Raw genomic sequence first — 17,315 nt, forward strand, 5'->3', positions numbered from 1 at the left:
GTGTCAGGCCAGGTGGCCCGTCTCGTTCCACGACTCGATGGCGGGCTCTCCGTAGGCCCAGCCGAGGACCGACAGGGACGTCGGGTTGAGGCGGATGCGGGCGGCGAACTCGATGCCGAGGCCCAGCCAGCGCGCGCCGATGACCCGCAGGATGTGGCCGTGCGCGAAGACCAGCACGTCGCGGTCGGCGCTCCTCGCCCACTCCACGACCTCGTCCGCGCGCGCGGCGACCTGCTCCAGCGTCTCCCCTTCGGGGACCCCGTCGCGCCAGATGAGCCAGCCGGGCCGGATCGCCTGGATGTCGGCGGGGGTCATGCCGTCGTACGCGCCGTAGTCGAACTCCATGAGCGCGTCCCAGGTGGTGGCGCGGTCCCCGAAGCCGGCGAGCTCGCAGGTCTCCCGCGCGCGGGAGAGCGGGCTGGTGCGCACCTCGACGTCCGGGAGGCCGTCGAAGGGCGCGCGGTGCAGCCGCTCGCCGAGGAGCTTGGCGCCGCTGCGGCCCTCCTCCAGGAGGGGGATGTCGGTCCTGCCGGTGTGTTTCCCGGACAGGGACCATTCCGTCTGTCCGTGCCGGGCCAGCAGGATGCGGGGGGCCATGGGATCTCTCCAAGTCGTACACATGTCGAATCCGGCCACGTGGCGCCGACGACACTTTTGGTGCTTTTCACGGACAGGGCGCGCCTGCCCCTCCATCATCACCCACCTGTGATCGAGCACCCGACGGGGTGGGCAACCCGGCCGTCGATCTCTGCGTCTTAGTCGGCCGGGGGATGCCTCGCCCGCTTGCGCGTACGCCGTAAAGTGAGGCGGCGGCAGACGCCGCGTGAACAGAGACATGGGGGACCTATCGGATGCCGAAGACCGACGTGCCGGGCATCACCGGCATATCCGGGCCCCGGCTGCGCTGGTGGACGGAGCTGCCGCTGATCGTCCTGGTGTACGCCGCGTACTCGGCGGGCCGGCTGGTCGTCCGGGGCGATGTCTCCAGCGCGATCGACCACGGCGTGGGCATCCTGAAGGCCGAGCAATTCCTCCGCATCGACGCGGAGAGCCCGCTGAACCGTCTCTTCACCGCCAACGCCTGGATCGGCGTCCCCGCCGACTTCTGGTACGCCTCACTGCACTACCTCGTCACGCCCGCCGTCCTGGTCTGGCTGTTCCGCAGCCGTGCCGTGCACTACCGGGCGGCACGCGCGTGGCTGATGATCTCCACCATGATCGGCCTGATCGGCTTCACGCTGCTGCCGACCTGCCCGCCCCGGCTGCTGAGCAAGGGGTACGGGTTCGTCGACACCATGGCGCAGTACAGCAGCTACGGCTGGTGGGGCGGCGAGGCGAGCGCGCCGCGCGGGCTCGGCGGGATGACGAACCAGTACGCGGCGATGCCCAGCCTGCACGTGGGGTGGGCGCTGTGGTGCGGCGTGATGCTGTGGCGGTGCGGGCGTACGCCGCTGACGAGGGTGGCCGCCGTCGCCTACCCCCTCATCACCACGATCGTGGTGATGGGCACCGCCAACCACTACCTCCTGGACGCGCTCGCGGGCGCCGCGGTGATGGGCGTCGGGCTGCTGCTCGTACGGCCCGTGCAGCGGCTCACGGAGCCCGTGATGGACCGGTTGCGGGCCCGCTTCCTGCGGTCCTCGGTGTCCACATCCGCCACAGAGCCCTCGATTGTCAGTGCCGGATGCCAGACTTCGACAGGTGAGCGAATTCCCCGACAGCGCAAGCAGAGTGTCGCCGCCGGCACCGAGTCGAGTGCCCGCCCCGCAGACGTCGGCCGACCCGCCGACGCGGGGGAAGGCGCTGCGGCACCGGCTCGCTGAGCTGCGCGGCGTGGACCTGCCCGCGCGGCCGCTGGACGCCCGGGCGCTGGCCGCGCTCGCGGCCAACCCGGGGTGCGGGCGGCGTGCGCTGCTGGACGGCGCGGGGGTGGACAAGACGGCGCTCGCGGCCTCCCTCGGCTCCCCGTCGGGCTTCGGCCAGTCGCAGTTCGCGTTCATGCGGGGCAATGCCTTCGAGGCACGGGTCAAGGCCGACGGCGGCGCGGAGCTGCTGCGCCTGACGCACGCGCGCGTGGGCGGCGGGCCCGAGCCGGTGCCGGGCGAGTCGGCCGTCCCCGACCTGTCGGCGGCGGGCCCCGAGGGCCGCTCCGCACGGACCGCGCTCGCACTGCGGGAGGCCACCGGGGCGGGCGGCTGGACGCTCCTCGACCATCCCATGCTGGCCCTGGACGTCGCGGGGACGCCCGCCTTCCTGGAGCCGGACGCAGTGGTGGTCCATCCGGACGGCAGTTGGACGGTCGTCGAGATCAAGTCCTTCCCGATGATCGACGGTGCGGCGGACGCGGCGAAGGTGGGCGCGGCCGCACGCCAGTCCGCGGTGTACGCGCTGGCGCTGGAGCGGGTGGCGCAGCGCATGGACCCGGCGCCCCGCGTCCGGCACCACGTCGTCCTCGTCTGCCCCAAGGACTTCTCGAACCTGCCGACGGCGTCCGCGATCGACGTCCGCAAGCAGCTGTCGGTGACCCGCCGCCAGCTGACCAGGCTGACCCGCGTCGAGGACATCGCGACGGAGCTTCCGGAGGGCACGACCTTCGACGTGCGGCGCCCCGCGGACGAGCTGGCTGCGGCGGTCGAGGCGGTCCCCGCGACGTACGCGCCGGAGTGCCTCTCCACCTGCGAGCTGGCCTTCCACTGCCGGGACCGGGCCCGTGAGTACGGCGAGGTGACCTCCCTCGGCCGCGCGATCCGCGGTGAGCTCGGCGGCCTGACGACCATCGGCGAGGTCCTGGCGGCCGCCGCGGGCTCGACGGGCGACCCGGCCGACCCGACGGTGGCGGCGCTGCGGAGGGCGGCGGGGTTGCGGCGCGAGGCGCTGTCTGGCGTGGGCGTGATTTCTGGCGTGGGCGCCTCGGACGGTGCCCAATGCTGACCCTCGTCCCGTCGCCCCAAACCCACCTCCCCACCCACCCGCCCTTCACCCCGTCTCGGGCCGTCGGCTTGCGGCTGGGTGGTGCTGGGGGCGGTAGCCGTCGTGCGGAGGCGGGAAGGGAGTTTCCGTGTCGTTGATCGATGGGCTTGCCCGGTTGGAGGCGGTCAGTTCGGGGCGGGCGCAGCCGAGGGCCACGGTTCGGCATCGGCATGTGGCGCGGCGGCCGCTCGTGTTCGTGCCGCTCATCACCGCCGGTGAGGCGGGCGCGCCGCTCGGTGCGCTCGTCGGGACGGAGCGCACCTCGCCGCGCCTCCTCGTCGTGCCGCAGCCCCGCGACCGCGACCTCCGCTTCGCGTTCCTCGCGCAGCTCGCGGAGGTCGTGCTGCCGTACGTGGACGCGTTCGCGCAGGACGTCGAGGCCGCCGAGCGCAACGAAACCGACCCCGAGACCGGCAAGCGCGTCAAGGTCGAGGTGGAGCTCTGCACGGACGCCCCGCAGCTGATCGTGCCGAGCCGCGCGGGCATCGAGTTCGTGCGGCTCCTCGGCCGGTCCATGCGCTTTCGCCGCACCGCCGAGCAGGACCCCGACGCGCCCTACCCCGCCCCGCCCCGCGTCCCCCTCCTCGGCCGCTGGCTGACGCACTTCGGGGAGCGGGCCCGCGTGCCCGGGTCGTCCCTGCTCGTCGCCATGACCGAGCTGCTGTCCCGGCACTGGGCGACGGGCCAGTCCAGCCTTGAGGACCAGCACCTGGGCGCCCTGCTCGCCTGGATCGAGGCCCCGGAGGGCACCTCCGGCGCCGAGGCCGCGCTCCGCGCCGAGCTGGCCCGCGACGAGAAGGGACAGTTGCTGTGTCCGCCCGCGGGTCCGGCCACCGATCCGGCGTTCGACAACGACCTGCTGGCCCCGGCCATCGAGCGGTACGACCGCGCGCGCACCGCCCTGGCCGCCGCCGAGGACGGTGTCGAGGCGGACGAGCGGCTGGCGCTCCTGACCGCCGCCGAGCGGGAGATCCACGCCCTGATCGAGAGCAGGACGCGGCCCACCTGGGACGCCGTGTGGCGCGGCCTCGACGCCCTGTGCACGCTCCCCGAGGCGGCGCACGTCGCCGACCGGTGGACCCGCGACCGCTGGTCGTTCACCGGCCACCGCGACCGGGTGGCGGCGGGCGAGCCGCCGCAGCCGCGCGTCGACGACGCGGTCACCGCGGCGAACAAACTGGCGACGCGCGAGCGCGAACAGGCCCGCCTGGACGCCCAGGAGGCCCTCGACGATCCGCTGGTGATGGCGGGCCGCCGCCTCGCGGGTGAGGCCTTCGTCGGGGAGGTGACGGAGGTCGTCATGGCGTACAGCGAGGGGAAGAGCCCCCGGCCGCGCCCCCTGATCACCGTCCGCACGGACGACCGCCCGCACCTCGGCGAGCGCACGAAGGTGTACCGCGCGCTCGGGGGCAAGCCGCAGACCGCGGAGTTCGTGGCGTACGAGGGCGAGGGCGGGAGCGGCAAGGACGCCGTCGTGCTGCGCATCACCGACAAGATGGGGCGCGGCAAGGAGCCCGAGCCCGGTTCCGTCCCCGAGAAGGGCGACCGGATCTGCTGGACGCTCTTCGAGCACGAGCAGCGCGGCGGCCCCAAGCTCCCCGACCCGGAAGCCACCCCGTGGACCCACGGCGGCCCGCCGTCGGGCGCCGCGGAGAGTCCCGACCCCGTGACCGCGGAGGACACCCTGTGATGCAGCTCGCCCCGCCCGCGGGCGGCACGTTCGACCCGGGCGCCGAGGCCGCGCGCGCCACGGAGGCGATCCTCCACGACACGCTGCACGGCACGCACCGCGGCGTCGTGGTCGACTCCCCGCCGGGCGCCGGAAAGTCGACACTCGTGGTCCGCGCGGCCCGCGAACTGGCCGCGGCGGGCCGCCCCCTGATGGTGATCGCGCAGACGAACGCACAGGTGGACGACCTGGTCCTGCGCCTCGCCGAGAAGGACCCTGAGCTGCCGGTGGGCCGGCTGCACAGCAGCGATCCCGATCCGTACGACAAGGCGCTCGACGACCTGGCGAACGTCCGCAAGTCGACGAAGGCGGGGGACCTGGCGGGCCTCGACGTCGTCATCTCGACGGCCGCGAAGTGGGCGCACGTCAAGGCCGACCAGCTCGACGCGCCGTGGGGCCACGCCATCGTCGACGAGGCGTACCAGATGCGCTCGGACGCGCTGCTCGCCGTGGCGGGGCTCTTCGAGCGGGCGCTGTTCGTGGGCGACCCGGGGCAGTTGGACCCGTTCTCCATCGTCGGCGCCGAGCAGTGGGCCGGCCTTTCGTACGATCCGTCGGCGTCCGCCGTGTCGACGCTGCTCGCCCACAATCCCGAGCTGCCGCAGCACCGGCTGCCGGTGTCCTGGCGGCTGCCCGCCTCGGCGGCGCCCCTCGTCTCGGACGCGTTCTATCCGTACACGCCGTTCCGCAGCGGCACGGGGCACGGGGACCGTGCGCTCACCTTCGGGGTGCCGTCGGACGGTTCGGCCCCCGACCGGGTGATCGACGAGGCGGCGGAGTCGGGCTGGGGCCTGCTGGAGCTGCCCGCGCGGAACACGCCTCGGACGGATCCGGAGGCCGTCCGCGCGCTGGCCCAGGTCGTCCGCCGCCTCCTGGACCGGGGCGGCGCGGCGACCTCCGAGCGCGGTCCCGGTCCCGCCCCGCTCACCGCCGACCGGATCGCCGTCGGCACCGCCCACCGCGACCAGGCGGCGGCGGTGCGCGCCGCCCTCGCGGAGCTCGGTGTCCCGGACGTCACGGTGGACACGGCCAATCGTCTCCAGGGCCGGGAGTACGACGTGACGGTGGTGCTGCATCCGCTCTCCGGGCGGCCGGACGCCACGGCCTTCCACCTGGAGACGGGCCGCCTCTGCGTCCTGACGTCGCGACACCGGCACGCCTGCATCGTCGTCTGCCGGGCGGGCGTCGGCGAGCTGCTCGACGACCACCCGTCGACGGAGCCGGTGCAGCTGGGCGTCACGGTGAAGTTTCCGGATGGGTGGGAGGCGAACCATGCGGTGCTGGCTCGGCTCGCCGAGCACAAGGTCTCCTGGCGGTCCCGATAAGGCTCGGGGAGCCCCGTCGAGGGCGCGGGGAACTGCGCGAGCAGCCACGGAACCGCCGCGGACGCGTCTGCCGGGGACCCCGCAGACGCGACTGCGGCCCGGCGGGGGCTGAGCGCGCAGTTCCCCGCGCCCCTGCACAGCACCCCGCGAGCCCCGCAGGGGTGTGGGGAACTGCGCGAGCAACCACGGAACCGTCGCGGACGCGTCTGCCGGGATCCCCGCAGACGCGACTGCGGCCCGGCGGGGGCTGAGCGCGCAGTTCCCCGCGCCCCTGCACAGCACCCCGCGCGTTCCCGTCCAGCACCCCGCGCCCCTGAACAGCACCCCCCACGCGCATCGCACCCCGTGGCCTACTTGCGCGGCAAGGGAGAATGGGAGTCGGCCGGCACCGGACGGACGGCGCGCACCGTATGAGGAGGAAACAACCATGGCGGAGCCCGAGCGGCCCCGGACCGAACAGCGCGCCGAACAGCGCATGCGTCCCGCGCCCCTGCTCTTCGAGCCGGCGGAGGCCACGGCCGATCCCGAGCACTTCTTCGACCTGGAGTCGATCGAGGACCCGCGCGAGCTCCTCGACCGCGCCACCGAGCTGACGCACGCGTTCCGCGCCGCGACGGACCGGTCCATCGAGTTTCAGGCCATGGCGGCCGCCCAGCTCGCCGACCCGCGCCGTTTCGACCGGCTGACGCCCGCGCTGATCGCGGAGCGCGCGGAGTGGACCGAGGATTACGCGAAGAAGATGGTGGAGTACGGAAGGGATCTGATGCGGGGTGGGGCGGACAAGCACTGAGCGCCCCCCGGGCCCCCGGGCCCCCTGGCCCCCGGGCCCCCGCCGGGTGATTTTCTGGCATATGCTGAGCGGGGCAAGGTACTCCTCCGCGCCCGCCGCCGTCCCCTTTTCCGGCAACTCCCCGAAAGGCGCGGTTCACTTTCGGTAGATGTACGGCATGAGCAGCCCCTCGCCCAGCCACGACGTCTGCGACGTCACCGTGGAGGGAGCCGCCTGGCTCGCCTCGGCCGAGACGTATCCGCGCAGCGCTCTCGCCCTCTGGCGGAGCCGGCCCGCCGCCCCCGCCGTGCTGCCCTGCGGGTCCGCGTTCGACGTGGTGAGCGTCCCCGCGGTCTTCGGGCGCCGGATGCTCGACCGCCTGTGGGAGGAGGGACCGGGCTCGGGCCCGGTCGCCGCGCACCGCGGCCGGGTCCTGCTCTTCGCCTCCCCCGGCACCGCGCAGCGCCTGCCCGCGCTCATGGAGTGGGAGGAGTGGGGCCCCGCGGTCCCGTCCGTGCTCTGTCATGGCACGGGCGACGCGGTCACCGTGCCGCCGCTCGTGGCGGACGGCGAGTCCGGCGGGCGCCTCGGGTCGCGCTGGCTGGTGGCTCCCGGCACCCGCCACCCGTGGCTCCCGGGGCCCGACGTCTTCCTCTGGGCCTGTGTGCGGGCGGCCAGGTCGGCGGCGTCCCCCGCCGTCCGCTTATCGATTTTTCCTCGCGGCGATCAGGGTGCTAAGGTCTACGACGTCAGCAGGCGCCGCTAGCTCAGTTGGTTAGAGCAGCTGACTCTTAATCAGCGGGTCCGGGGTTCGAGTCCCTGGCGGCGCACAGACGGTGAGAAGCCCCTCGCGGAAGCGAGGGGCTTCTCGCGTGTGCGGCACACGAGCGCTTGTCCGGCCCGGGTCTCAGCCCGTCGTGACCTCCACCGTCCACGCCCCGGAAGCCGTCCGCCCCGCCACCGACACGCGCACGTCGTGGCCGGGCACCGAGAAGCTCTCGCCCGCCCGTACCGGCGCGTCCGCCAGCTGCGGGTACACCGAGTCGCCCCAGCAGGACTCGGACTCGGGGTGGGCGTCGACGACCTCGACGGGGCCGCTGCCCGACGCCTTCCCGCTCCGCACCTCGTAGAGGAGCACGCCCTCCGTGCACGCGGCGTGGTCGTTGCCGAGGGAGCCGCGCGCCTCCAGGGCGAGCACCGCGTCCCGGCCGGTGCGGACGACCGCGAGCCTGGTGCCGCCGAGGGCGCCGGGCGCCCGGTCCGCCGACAGCGGGTCAAGCGTCAGCCGCTCGGTCCCCGCGCCCAGGCACCGCACCTGCCGCGGCTCCAGCCAGCCCAGCTTCCACTTGTGCCAGCCGAAGAGGTCGGGGGCGAGTCCGAACTGGCTGCCCATGACGTCCCAGTCGCCGACGTGGGTGTCCCAGTCGCCCTTGCCGTCGGTGGGCCGGTGGTACAGGTCGGGCAGGTCGAAGACGTGGCCCGTCTCGTGGGCCAGGACGTTGCGGTCGGGCGGATGCCGCTCGAAGACGGTGACGATGCGCCGGATGTCCGTGCCGTCGGCCCGCATCGGCCGGTCGAAGTTCACCACCTTCGTGGCGTCCGAGTCGACGCCGGGCGCGTCCGGGTCGGCGACGAAGTACACGATGTCGTACCGCGAGAAGTCCACGTGCGGATCGGCGGCGGCCACCGCGTCCCGCAGATAGGCGGCGCGGCGCTTGGGGTTCCAGTCGCGCCGTATGGCGTACGAGAGGGAGTCGTCCGGCATCTCGACCCACTGCCGCTGCGGGTGCGGGGCCAGCGTGAACTTGCCGTAGGAGGCGCGCTCGAAGAACCGGCTGGTGGCCGGGAAGTGGTCGGCGGCCAGCTCGTCGGGCGTGGTCAGCGGCGGGGAGTCCGGGAAGGACAGGAACACCATCGCCGCGTTCAGGGTCCTCGACGGGCGCGGATATGCGGTGTTCCAGGTGTCGAGGCCCTCCGAGTGGTGCGCGGCGGTGCGGCGCAGGGCGCAGGGTCCCGCGGTGGACTCGGCGGTCGCGGGGCCCGTGACCAGTGAGGTGGCGGCCAGAGCGGTGAGCGAGGTGAGGAAGGCGGCGGTGCTGCGCAGGCGGGATTTCTCCCCTCCACGGGTGAGTCCCCTGGGGGCGAGCTGACGCGGCACGTCGACCTCCGGGTGCGGAATGCGGGACACCCCACCCACCTTGTGACGTTTTATTGGCCTTCGCCCTGTTTCTCTGGCCCTTCCGAGTGAGTACGCGGTAAGGGGGCGACACCCCGACCGCTCACGGAACGTCACAAGCGATCGGGTCGCAACGGAAGCCGTCCAGGGCCGAGCAGAAACGATCTGCCGACCGGGGTGGCGCCCACCCGGCCCGGCGATACGGCTGGAACGGCCGTCCGGCCAACCTCTATGATCGGCACACTTTCCTGCGCGGGCCCGGCCCCCACACCGCCGTCCGCCACCTGCACGCCGCCCGACGAGACCTGTTCGAGAACAAACTGCACTGCGGGAGCAAGCGGTGAACGGAACGTCCGAAGGGCCCACCCCCATGGCCACAGCACCCGGCCGGACCCGCCCCGATGTCACGGAGCGTCGCCGAACGGAGCGGTCCGACTACCGCGCCGCCTTCGCGGCCGCCCCGCTGCCCCTCGCGGTCGTCGACGGCGAGGGCCTCGTCATCAGCGCCAACGACGCGCTGGCCGGCCTCTTCGGGGAGGCCCCCGGCGCGCTCGCCGGCCGGGTCGCCGCCGACCTGGTCGACCTGACGTCCGACGCCCGCACCTGGCACACGTATCTGGAGGTGCTCCGCGGCCGGCAGGCCCGGCTGCGCTGCACCCGGCGCCTGAAGCACCCCGACGGGCACTCCCTGTGGGTGCAGGTCACGGTGGAGCCCATGCCGGGGGCCGCCGGCCGGGACGACGGCGGCGCCGTGCTGCTCTCCGCCGCCGACATCAGCGCGCGCCGCGAGCTCCAGGCCCGGCTGCGCCATGTGCAGATGCACGACCCGGTGACCCGGCTGCCCAACCGCAACCTCTTCTTCGAGCGCCTCGCCTCCGCGCTCGAAGCGGGGACGTACGACGACACGAGCACCGGCCGGATCGGGCTCTGCTACCTCGACCTCGACGGGTTCAAGGCGGTCAACGACACCCTCGGCCACCGGGTCGGGGACCGGCTGCTCGCCGCCGTCGCGGAGCGGCTCACGCGCTGCGCCGACCGGGCCGGGTACGGCAGGGCGACGGCACCGCTGGTCGCGCGGCTCGGCGGCGACGAGTTCGCGCTGCTCGTCGAGGAGTCGACCGGCACGGACGAGCTGGCGGAGCTCGCCGAGACGACGTTGCAGGCCCTTCAGGAGCCCTTCGACCTCTCCGGGCAGCGGCTCTCCGTCTCCGCCTCCATCGGCGTCGTGGAGCGGCGCGCCGCGGGCACCACCACGACGGGGCTCATGCAGGCCGCCGACACCACGCTGTACTGGGCGAAGACGGACGGCAAGGCGCGCTGGACGCTCTTCGACCCCGAGCGCAACGCCCACCGCATGACCCGGCAGGCGCTCTCCAGCTCGCTGCGGCCCGCCGTCGAGCGCGACGAGTTCGTCCTGGAGTACCAGCCGCTGGTGGGCCTCGACGACGAGGGGCTGCACGGGGTCGAGGCGCTGGTGCGGTGGCAGCATCCGCAGTTCGGTCTCCTCACGCCGAATCGGTTCATCGGATTGGCCGAAGAGGACGGGTCGATCGTGCAGCTCGGCCGCTGGGTGCTGCGCAGCGCCTGCCGGCAGGCCCGGCGCTGGCAGCTGGACCACCCCGAGCGCAAACCGGTGTTCGTCAGCGTCAACGTGGCGGTGCGGCAGGTGTGGGACTCGGATCTCGTCGCGGACGTCGCGGAGATCCTCGCCGAGACCGGCCTCTCCGCCCATCTGTTGCAGCTGGAGCTCACCGAGTCCGCCGTCATGGGGTCGGCGGGCCGGCCGTTGCAGGCGCTCCAGGCGCTCAGCGACATGGGGGTGCGGATCGCCATCGACGACTTCGGGACGGGGTACTCGAACCTCGCGTACCTGAGCCGGCTGCCGGTGTCCGTCCTGAAGCTGGACGGGTCCTTCGTGCGCGGCTTCCAGTACGAGGAGGGCGAGCAGCACACCAACCCCGCCGACGAGGTCATCGTCGAGGCGATGGTGCAGCTCGCGCACCGGCTGGGGCTCACCGTGACCGCGGAGTGCGTGGAGACCGCGGCGCAGGCGGCGCGGCTGCGGCGGATCGGGTGCGACACGGGGCAGGGGTGGCTCTACTCCAGGCCGGTTCCGGCGGATCGTATCTCCGTACTGCTGGGCGGCGCCGCCTAGCCCAGCAGTACCGGCTCTCTCCCTAGCCCAACCAGGTCACATCTGCGCCCAACCCTCCCCCGGCCGGTGCGTCCCCGTGGCCGGTGCGTGCCCATCGGACGATGTTGGTGCCCGGTGTGCGTGCCGGTGGGTGACCTCGGCACCTGACGAGGACGAGAGCTAGGGAGCCCACGATGCCGGAACTGTTCGTCGACGGCGAGTGGACCGGGGCCGTCCAAGGCGGGCGGCGGGAGGTGGTCAATCCGTTCGACGCGTCCGTCATCCAGCAGGTCGACGACGCCGACGAGGCGGACGTCGACCTCGCCGTCCGGGCCGCCCGGCGCGCCTTCGACCGCGGCGACTGGTCGGGCTCGCCCACCAGGGACCGCGCCGACGTGCTGCTCCGGGTGGCGGGGTTCCTGCTGCGGGACCAGGAGGAGATCGCGCACGTCGAGTCGCTCGACACCGGCAAGACGCTCGCCGAGGCGCGGATCGACGTCGAGGACGTGTCGAACGCGTTCCGCTACTTCGCCGAGATCGCCGACAAGGACGGCGGCCGGGTCGTGGACGTCGGCCCGGACGTGCTGAGCCGCGTCACGTACCACCCCATCGGGGTCTGCGCGCTGATCGCGCCGTGGAACTACCCGCTGCTCCAGGCCTCCTGGAAGGTCGCCCCCGCGCTCGCCGCGGGCAACACGTTCGTGCTGAAGCCCAGCGAGACGACGCCGCTCTCCACGATCCACATGATGCGGCTGATCGCGGAGGCGGGTGCTCCGGCCGGGGTCGCGAACCTCGTGCTCGGGCCGGGCGCCACCGTCGGCGCCGCCATGTCGGCCCACCCCGAGGTGGACCTGGTCTCCTTCACCGGTGGTCTCGCCACCGGGCGCCGGATCATGGAGGCGTGCGCGCCGGGCGTGAAGAACCTCGCGCTGGAGCTCGGCGGGAAGAACCCGAACGTGGTCTTCGCGGACTGCGACTTCGAGGCCGCCGTCGACCACGCCCTGGAGGCGTCGTTCCTGCACTCGGGGCAGGTCTGCTCGGCCGGGTCGCGGCTCCTCGTCGAGGACTCCCTGCACGACCGGTTCGTGGAGCGGCTCGCCGAGCGGGCGCGCGCCATCCGGCTCGGCAACGGCATGGACCCGCGGACCGAGAGCGGGCCGCTCAGCTCGGCGGAGCACCGGGAGAAGGTCGAGGGCTATCTGGAGATCGCCCGCGACGAGGGCGCCCGCCTCGTCTGCGGCGGCCGCCGCCCGGACGACCCCGAGCTGTCGCGCGGCTTCTTCCTGCTGCCGACGGTCTACGCCGACTGCGACCGTTCGATGCGGATCGTGCAGGAGGAGGTCTTCGGCCCGGTGGTCACGGTGGAGCGGTTCCGCTCCGAGGACGAGGCCGTGGAGCTGGCCAACGACACGCGGTACGGCCTGGCGGGCGGCGTCTGGACGAGCGACGCCAGCCGCGCCCAGCGGGTCGCCGCGCGGCTGCGGCACGGCACGGTCTGGATCAACGACTTCCACCCGTACGTACCGCAGGCGGAGTGGGGCGGCTTCGGCCGTTCCGGTTTCGGCCGGGAGCTCGGGCCCACCGGCCTGCGCGAGTACCAGGAGGCCAAGCACATCTACCAGAACCTGCGGCCGGGCCCCTCCGGCTGGTTCAAGGGCTGAGCGGACAGCGCGAGGCGGGCGAGAGAGAGGGCGACGGCATGAGCGACGAGACGACGGTCTACGACTACGTGGTCATCGGCGGCGGTACGGCGGGCTGCGTGCTGGCCGCGCGACTGAGCGAGGACCCGGCCTCCCGGGTGTGCGTGGTGGAGGGCGGGCCCAGCGACGTCGGCGACGACCGCATCCTGAAGCTCCGCAACTGGATCAACCTGCTCGGCGGCGAGTTCGACTACGGCTACACCACCGAGGAACAGCCGCGCGGCAACTCCCACATCCTGCACTCGCGGGCCCGAGTGCTCGGCGGCTGCTCCTCGCACAACACCCTGATCAGCTTCCTGCCGTTCCCGCAGGACCTCGACGAGTGGGTGGCGAGCGGCTGCGAGGGGTGGGGCCCGGAGACGATCCTGCCGTACCGGTCGCGGTTGCAGAACACCATCGTGCCCGTCGGCGCCGCCGACCGTAACGCCATCGCCCAGGACTTCGTCACGGCGGCGGCCACCCGGCTCGGGGTGCCCGTCGTCGACGACTTCAACGCCCGGCCCTTCACCGACGGCGCCGGTTTCTTCTCGCTCGCGTACGACCCGGAGACCAACACCCGCTCCTCCGCCTCGGTCGCGTATCTGCACCCGATCATGGACCGGCCGAACCTGACGCTCCGCCTGGAGACGTGGGCGTACCGGCTGTTGCGGGACGAGGAGGGGCGCTTCACGCGGGTGCAGGTGCGCAACCCCGACGGCTCGGTGTCGACGCTGGAGGCCGAGGCCGAGGTGCTGCTCTGCGCCGGGGCGATCGACACGCCGCGGCTGCTCATGCTCTCCGGCATCGGCCCCGCCGACCAGCTGCGCGACCTGGGCATCGAGGTCCGCGCCGACCTGCCGGGGATCGGGGAGAACCTGCTCGACCACCCCGAGTCGGTGATGGTGTGGGAGACCCGCGGCCCCCTGCCGCCCAATTCGGCGATGGACTCCGACGCCGGTCTCTTCCTGCGCAGGGACGCGCGGGGCGGCCCGCGGCCCGACCTGATGTTCCACTTCTACCAGGTGCCGTTCACCGTCAATGCGGAACGTCTCGGCCACCCCGTCCCCGAGCACGGCGTCTGCATGACGCCGAACGTGCCGCGCGCCCGTTCCATCGGCCGCATGTGGCTGCGCAGCGCGGACCCCACCGTCAAACCCGCCCTGGACTTCCGCTACTTCACGGACCCGGAGGGGCACGACGAGCGCACGATCGTCGACGGGCTGCGGATCGCCCGCGAGGTGGCGGCCACCGCGCCGCTCAGCGACTGGCTGCTGCGCGAGGTGGCGCCGGGTCCTGACGTCACCTCGGACGAGGAGCTGTCGGAGTACGGGCGCCGGGCCGCGCACACCGTCTACCACCCGGCGGGCACCTGCCGGATGGGCGCCGAGGACGACCCCATGGCGGTGGTCGATCCGCAGCTGCGGCTGCGCGGACACGACGGGCTGCGGATCGTGGACGCGTCGATCTTCCCGACCATGCCGTCCATCAACCCGATGGTCACCGTGCTGCTCGCCGCCGAACGCGCCGCGGACCTCATCATGGCGCGGCCCGCCCCGGGGCCGGTGGCCGCGGAAGGATCCGTCCGGTGACCGCTCCAGGATCCCCGGACGCCGTCGCGCCGGGCGAGGAGAAGTCGGAGTTCCGCAAGGACATGGGACCGTGGGCGAACTTCGCCCTCGGCTTCACCTACCTCTCGCCCGTGGTCAGCACGTACACCCTCTTCGGCACGGCTCTCGCCGATGGCGGACCACCCATGATCTGGGCGTTCGTCATGGCGGGCTGCGGGCAGTTCCTCGTCGCCCTCGTCTTCGGCGAGGTCGTCGCGCAGTACCCGGTCGCGGGCGGCGTCTACCCGTGGGCGCGGCGGCTGTGGGGCGTGCGCTGGGCGTGGATGACCGGCTGGGTCTACATGTGGGCGCTGCTCGTCACCATCACCAGCGTCGCGTACGGCGCCGGGCCCTACATCGCGATCCTGCTCGGCTTCGATCCGACCGTGCACACCACCGTGCTGTGCACGATCGCCCTGATCGTGATCTCCGTGCTCATCAACTACGCGGGCACGAAGGCCCTTTCGTGGGCGGCGCTGATCGGTTTCAGCGCGGAGCTGCTCGGCGCGCTCGTCGTCGGCGTCATCCTCCTGACCACGCACCGCTTCCACGGCCTCGGGGTCCTCTTCGACGACTTCGGCGCGGCCGGTGACGGCTCCTACCTGCCGGTCTTCCTGGGAGCGGCGATCATCGGCTTCTACCAGTACTACGGCTTCGAGGCCTGCGGGGACGTCGCCGAGGAGGTCAAGCACCCCGGCAAGGTGATCCCCAAGGCGATGCGCCGCACCATCTACGTCGGCGGGGCGGCGGCGACGTTCACCTGTCTGACGCTGCTCCTCGCCGTCGTCGACTACCGGGCGGTGATCTCCGGCCAGGACGCCGACCCGGTGGTCAGGGTGCTCTTCGACGCGCTCGGCGAGGCGGGCGCGCGGACGGTGATGGCCGTCGTCCTCATCTCGTTCCTGTCCTGCACCATCAGCCTCCAGGCCGCGGCCGGGCGGCTGATCTACTCCTACGCCCGCGACGAGATGATCATCGGGCACCGGCTGCTGCGGAAGTTCTCGGAGGCGCGGGCGGTCCCCCCGTACGCGCTGCTGGTCGCGGCGGTCGTGCCCGCGCTGATCGCCGTCGGCTCGCTGATCTCGGAGAACGCCCTGACCAAGATCGTGTCCTTCGCGATCCTCGGCATCTACGCGTCCTTCCAGATGGTCGTCCTGGCGGCGCTGCGGGCCCGCCTCAAGGGCTGGAAGCCGAGCGGCGAGTACCGGCTCGGCCGCTGGGGCATGGCCGTCAACTTCGGGGCGCTCGCCTACGGGATCTTCGCCATCGTCAACATCGCCTGGCCCCGCACCCCCGAAGCCGCCTGGTACGACAACTGGATCGTGCTGCTCAGCGGCGGCATCGTGGTGCTCGCGGGGCTGGTGTACATGTTCACGACGCACCACTACGGCCGCAGCGACGCCCCGTCGGACAACGCGGTGCCCGACTAGGCGACGCCCGGCCGCGGGGGGGGGGCAGTGCCGGTCAGGGCTTCGGCAGGCCGTACGCGTCCGCGATCAGTTCGTAGGAGCGCAGGCGGATGTCGCCGCTGTGCGCGTTGCCCGTGATCATCAGCTCGTCGGCGCCGGTGCGCTTGGCGAGGTCGTCCAGGCCGGTGCGGACCTGGTCGGCGGTGCCGTGGATGACGTTGGCGTTCCAGCCGGCGATGAAGTCCCGCTCCATCTCGTTGAACGGGTACGCCTCCGCCTCCTCGGGGGTGGGCACGAGGCCGGGGCGGCCGGTGCGCAGGCGGACCATGTTCAGCGCGGCGGCCATGACCTGGCGGCGGGCCTCCTTCTCGTCGTCGGTCGCGAGGGCCGAGACGCCGATGAGGGCGTACGGGGCGTCGAGGACGGCGGAGGGCCGGAACGTCTCGCGGTAGAGGTCGAGGGCCGGGATCGTGTTCTGCGCGGAGAAGTGGTGCGCGAAGGCGAACGGCAGGCCGAGGGTGCCGGCGAGGCGGGCGCTGAAGCCGGAGGAGCCGAGCAGCCAGAGCGGGGGCCGGTGCGGGGACTGGACGCCGCCGGGCGAGGTCGCCTGGACGGGGCCCGGGACGGCGTGGATGCGGCGGTAGGGGTGCCCGTCGGGGAAGTCGTCGTCGAGGAAGCGGGTGAGCTCGGCGAGCTGCTGGGGGAAGTCGTCGGCGCCCTCGTTGAGCCGGTCCGTGCGGCGCAGCGCCGCGGCGGTCGCGCCGTCCGTGCCGGGCGCGCGGCCGAGGCCGAGGTCGACGCGGCCCGGGGCCATCGCCTCCAGGGTGCCGAACTGCTCGGCGATGACGAGGGGGGCGTGGTTGGGCAGCATGACGCCGCCCGAGCCGAGCCGGATGCGGTCGGTGTGGGCGGCGAGGTGGGCGAGGATCACCGCCGGGGAGGAGGAGGCGACGCCCGGCATGGAGTGGTGCTCGGCGACCCAGTAGCGGTGGTAGCCGCGGGCCTCGGTGAGCTTGGCGATCTCGACACTGGTGCGCAGCGCGTCGGTGGCGGTGCGGCCGGCGCCGACGGTGACGAGGTCGAGGACGGACAGCGGCACGGGCGCGGAGCCGTGCCGCTCGCCCCGGATGCCGTCTTCGCGGGTGCCTTCGCCGGTCGGGTCCACTGTCACTGGGGGTGCCTCCTGCACTGCGTACATACGTCACGTGGGTACGAACCCGACAACAGGAGGCTCACTCCGTTTTATTCCCCGCTACGGTGCTGGACATGGCTGATCCCCTGAAGACTCTCGTCGACGGAGTCGAGGTCGAAGTGCCCAACACCATCCCGGACATCCGCGCCGCCCTGCCCGAGGAGCGGCGCGCGGAGTTCGACCGGGCCATCAACACCGCCGGGGTCGACGAGATCCACGCGGTGATGCGGCACTGGATGCTGGAGGCCGTGCCCGACCCCGCCGCCGAGGCCCGGCTCGTCCGGCTGGCGTCCGACGAGGCCGAGAGGCGGGGCACGTCGTGAGC

At 73.0% G+C, this 17,315-nt stretch carries 14 protein-coding genes and 1 tRNA gene; 12 read left to right on the forward strand and 3 right to left on the reverse strand.

What is annotated here, in order from left to right; genetic code table 11:
• Nucleotides 1-3: 3 nt before the first annotated feature.
• Complete coding sequence (locus ACZ4Z4_RS03370) at nucleotides 4-597, reverse strand: histidine phosphatase family protein (protein WP_468321434.1); 594 nt, start codon at nucleotides 595-597, stop codon at nucleotides 4-6.
• Between the two features lie 254 nt (nucleotides 598-851).
• Between ACZ4Z4_RS03370 and ACZ4Z4_RS03375 the strand changes: the two genes are divergently transcribed.
• The 7 genes from ACZ4Z4_RS03375 (at nucleotide 852) to ACZ4Z4_RS03405 (ending at nucleotide 7,623) form a co-directional block, all read left to right on the forward strand.
• Nucleotides 852-1,823, forward strand: coding sequence for a phosphatase PAP2 family protein (locus ACZ4Z4_RS03375; RefSeq protein ID WP_468321437.1), 972 nt, complete (start codon nucleotides 852-854; stop codon nucleotides 1,821-1,823).
• Entirely contained in the window at nucleotides 1,756-2,931 is a 1,176-nt protein-coding gene (locus ACZ4Z4_RS03380; RefSeq protein WP_468321440.1) for a hypothetical protein, read from the forward strand. The genes ACZ4Z4_RS03375 and ACZ4Z4_RS03380 overlap by 68 nt, the downstream gene beginning before the upstream one ends.
• 127 nt (nucleotides 2,932-3,058) lie before the next feature.
• Nucleotides 3,059-4,660, forward strand: a complete 1,602-nt coding sequence (locus tag ACZ4Z4_RS03385) for a hypothetical protein (protein ID WP_468321442.1) — start codon at nucleotides 3,059-3,061, stop codon at nucleotides 4,658-4,660.
• On the forward strand, nucleotides 4,660-6,024 hold the full coding sequence (locus tag ACZ4Z4_RS03390; RefSeq protein ID WP_468321444.1) for an AAA domain-containing protein: 1,365 nt from the start codon (nucleotides 4,660-4,662) through the stop codon (nucleotides 6,022-6,024). Before ACZ4Z4_RS03385 ends, ACZ4Z4_RS03390 begins: the two co-directional genes overlap by 1 nt.
• A gap of 427 nt (nucleotides 6,025-6,451) precedes the next feature.
• Entirely contained in the window at nucleotides 6,452-6,814 is a 363-nt protein-coding gene (locus ACZ4Z4_RS03395) for a hypothetical protein (protein ID WP_468321447.1), read from the forward strand.
• Between the two features lie 157 nt (nucleotides 6,815-6,971).
• A complete protein-coding gene (locus ACZ4Z4_RS03400; RefSeq protein WP_468321449.1) occupies nucleotides 6,972-7,559 on the forward strand; it encodes a bifunctional DNA primase/polymerase in 588 nt (195 codons plus the stop codon).
• Nucleotides 7,550-7,623, forward strand: a tRNA-Lys gene (locus tag ACZ4Z4_RS03405). Before ACZ4Z4_RS03400 ends, ACZ4Z4_RS03405 begins: the two co-directional genes overlap by 10 nt.
• A gap of 77 nt (nucleotides 7,624-7,700) precedes the next feature.
• On the opposite strand, the gene ACZ4Z4_RS03410 is transcribed toward ACZ4Z4_RS03405, so the two are convergent.
• Complete coding sequence (locus tag ACZ4Z4_RS03410) at nucleotides 7,701-8,981, reverse strand: M6 family metalloprotease domain-containing protein (protein ID WP_468321452.1); 1,281 nt, start codon at nucleotides 8,979-8,981, stop codon at nucleotides 7,701-7,703.
• A gap of 328 nt (nucleotides 8,982-9,309) precedes the next feature.
• Between ACZ4Z4_RS03410 and ACZ4Z4_RS03415 the strand changes: the two genes are divergently transcribed.
• The 4 genes from ACZ4Z4_RS03415 (at nucleotide 9,310) to ACZ4Z4_RS03430 (ending at nucleotide 15,819) form a co-directional block, all read left to right on the forward strand.
• The gene (locus ACZ4Z4_RS03415; protein ID WP_468321455.1) at nucleotides 9,310-11,124 is read left to right on the forward strand and encodes a putative bifunctional diguanylate cyclase/phosphodiesterase; all 1,815 of its coding nucleotides are present in this window, start codon (nucleotides 9,310-9,312) and stop codon (nucleotides 11,122-11,124) included.
• 173 nt (nucleotides 11,125-11,297) lie between these two features.
• Nucleotides 11,298-12,764 carry an aldehyde dehydrogenase family protein gene (locus ACZ4Z4_RS03420; protein WP_468321457.1) on the forward strand — a complete coding sequence of 489 codons (1,467 nt, stop codon included), beginning with the start codon at nucleotides 11,298-11,300 and terminating at the stop codon, nucleotides 12,762-12,764.
• A gap of 38 nt (nucleotides 12,765-12,802) precedes the next feature.
• Nucleotides 12,803-14,371: a GMC family oxidoreductase gene (locus tag ACZ4Z4_RS03425; protein WP_468321459.1), complete on the forward strand. Its 1,569-nt coding sequence runs from the start codon at nucleotides 12,803-12,805 to the stop codon at nucleotides 14,369-14,371.
• Nucleotides 14,368-15,819: an APC family permease gene (locus tag ACZ4Z4_RS03430; RefSeq protein ID WP_468321461.1), complete on the forward strand. Its 1,452-nt coding sequence runs from the start codon at nucleotides 14,368-14,370 to the stop codon at nucleotides 15,817-15,819. Before ACZ4Z4_RS03425 ends, ACZ4Z4_RS03430 begins: the two co-directional genes overlap by 4 nt.
• A 34-nt stretch (nucleotides 15,820-15,853) precedes the next feature.
• Here ACZ4Z4_RS03430 and ACZ4Z4_RS03435 read toward each other — a convergent pair whose 3' ends face one another.
• Nucleotides 15,854-16,969: an LLM class flavin-dependent oxidoreductase gene (locus tag ACZ4Z4_RS03435; RefSeq protein ID WP_468321464.1), complete on the reverse strand. Its 1,116-nt coding sequence runs from the start codon at nucleotides 16,967-16,969 to the stop codon at nucleotides 15,854-15,856.
• A 95-nt stretch (nucleotides 16,970-17,064) separates the two neighbouring features.
• Here ACZ4Z4_RS03435 and ACZ4Z4_RS03440 point away from each other — a divergent pair, with 95 nt between their 5' ends.
• A complete protein-coding gene (locus ACZ4Z4_RS03440; protein WP_468321466.1) occupies nucleotides 17,065-17,313 on the forward strand; it encodes a hypothetical protein in 249 nt (82 codons plus the stop codon).
• Nucleotides 17,314-17,315: the final 2 nt, after the last annotated feature.

The organism is Streptomyces sp. NPDC030245, assembly GCF_055572995.1.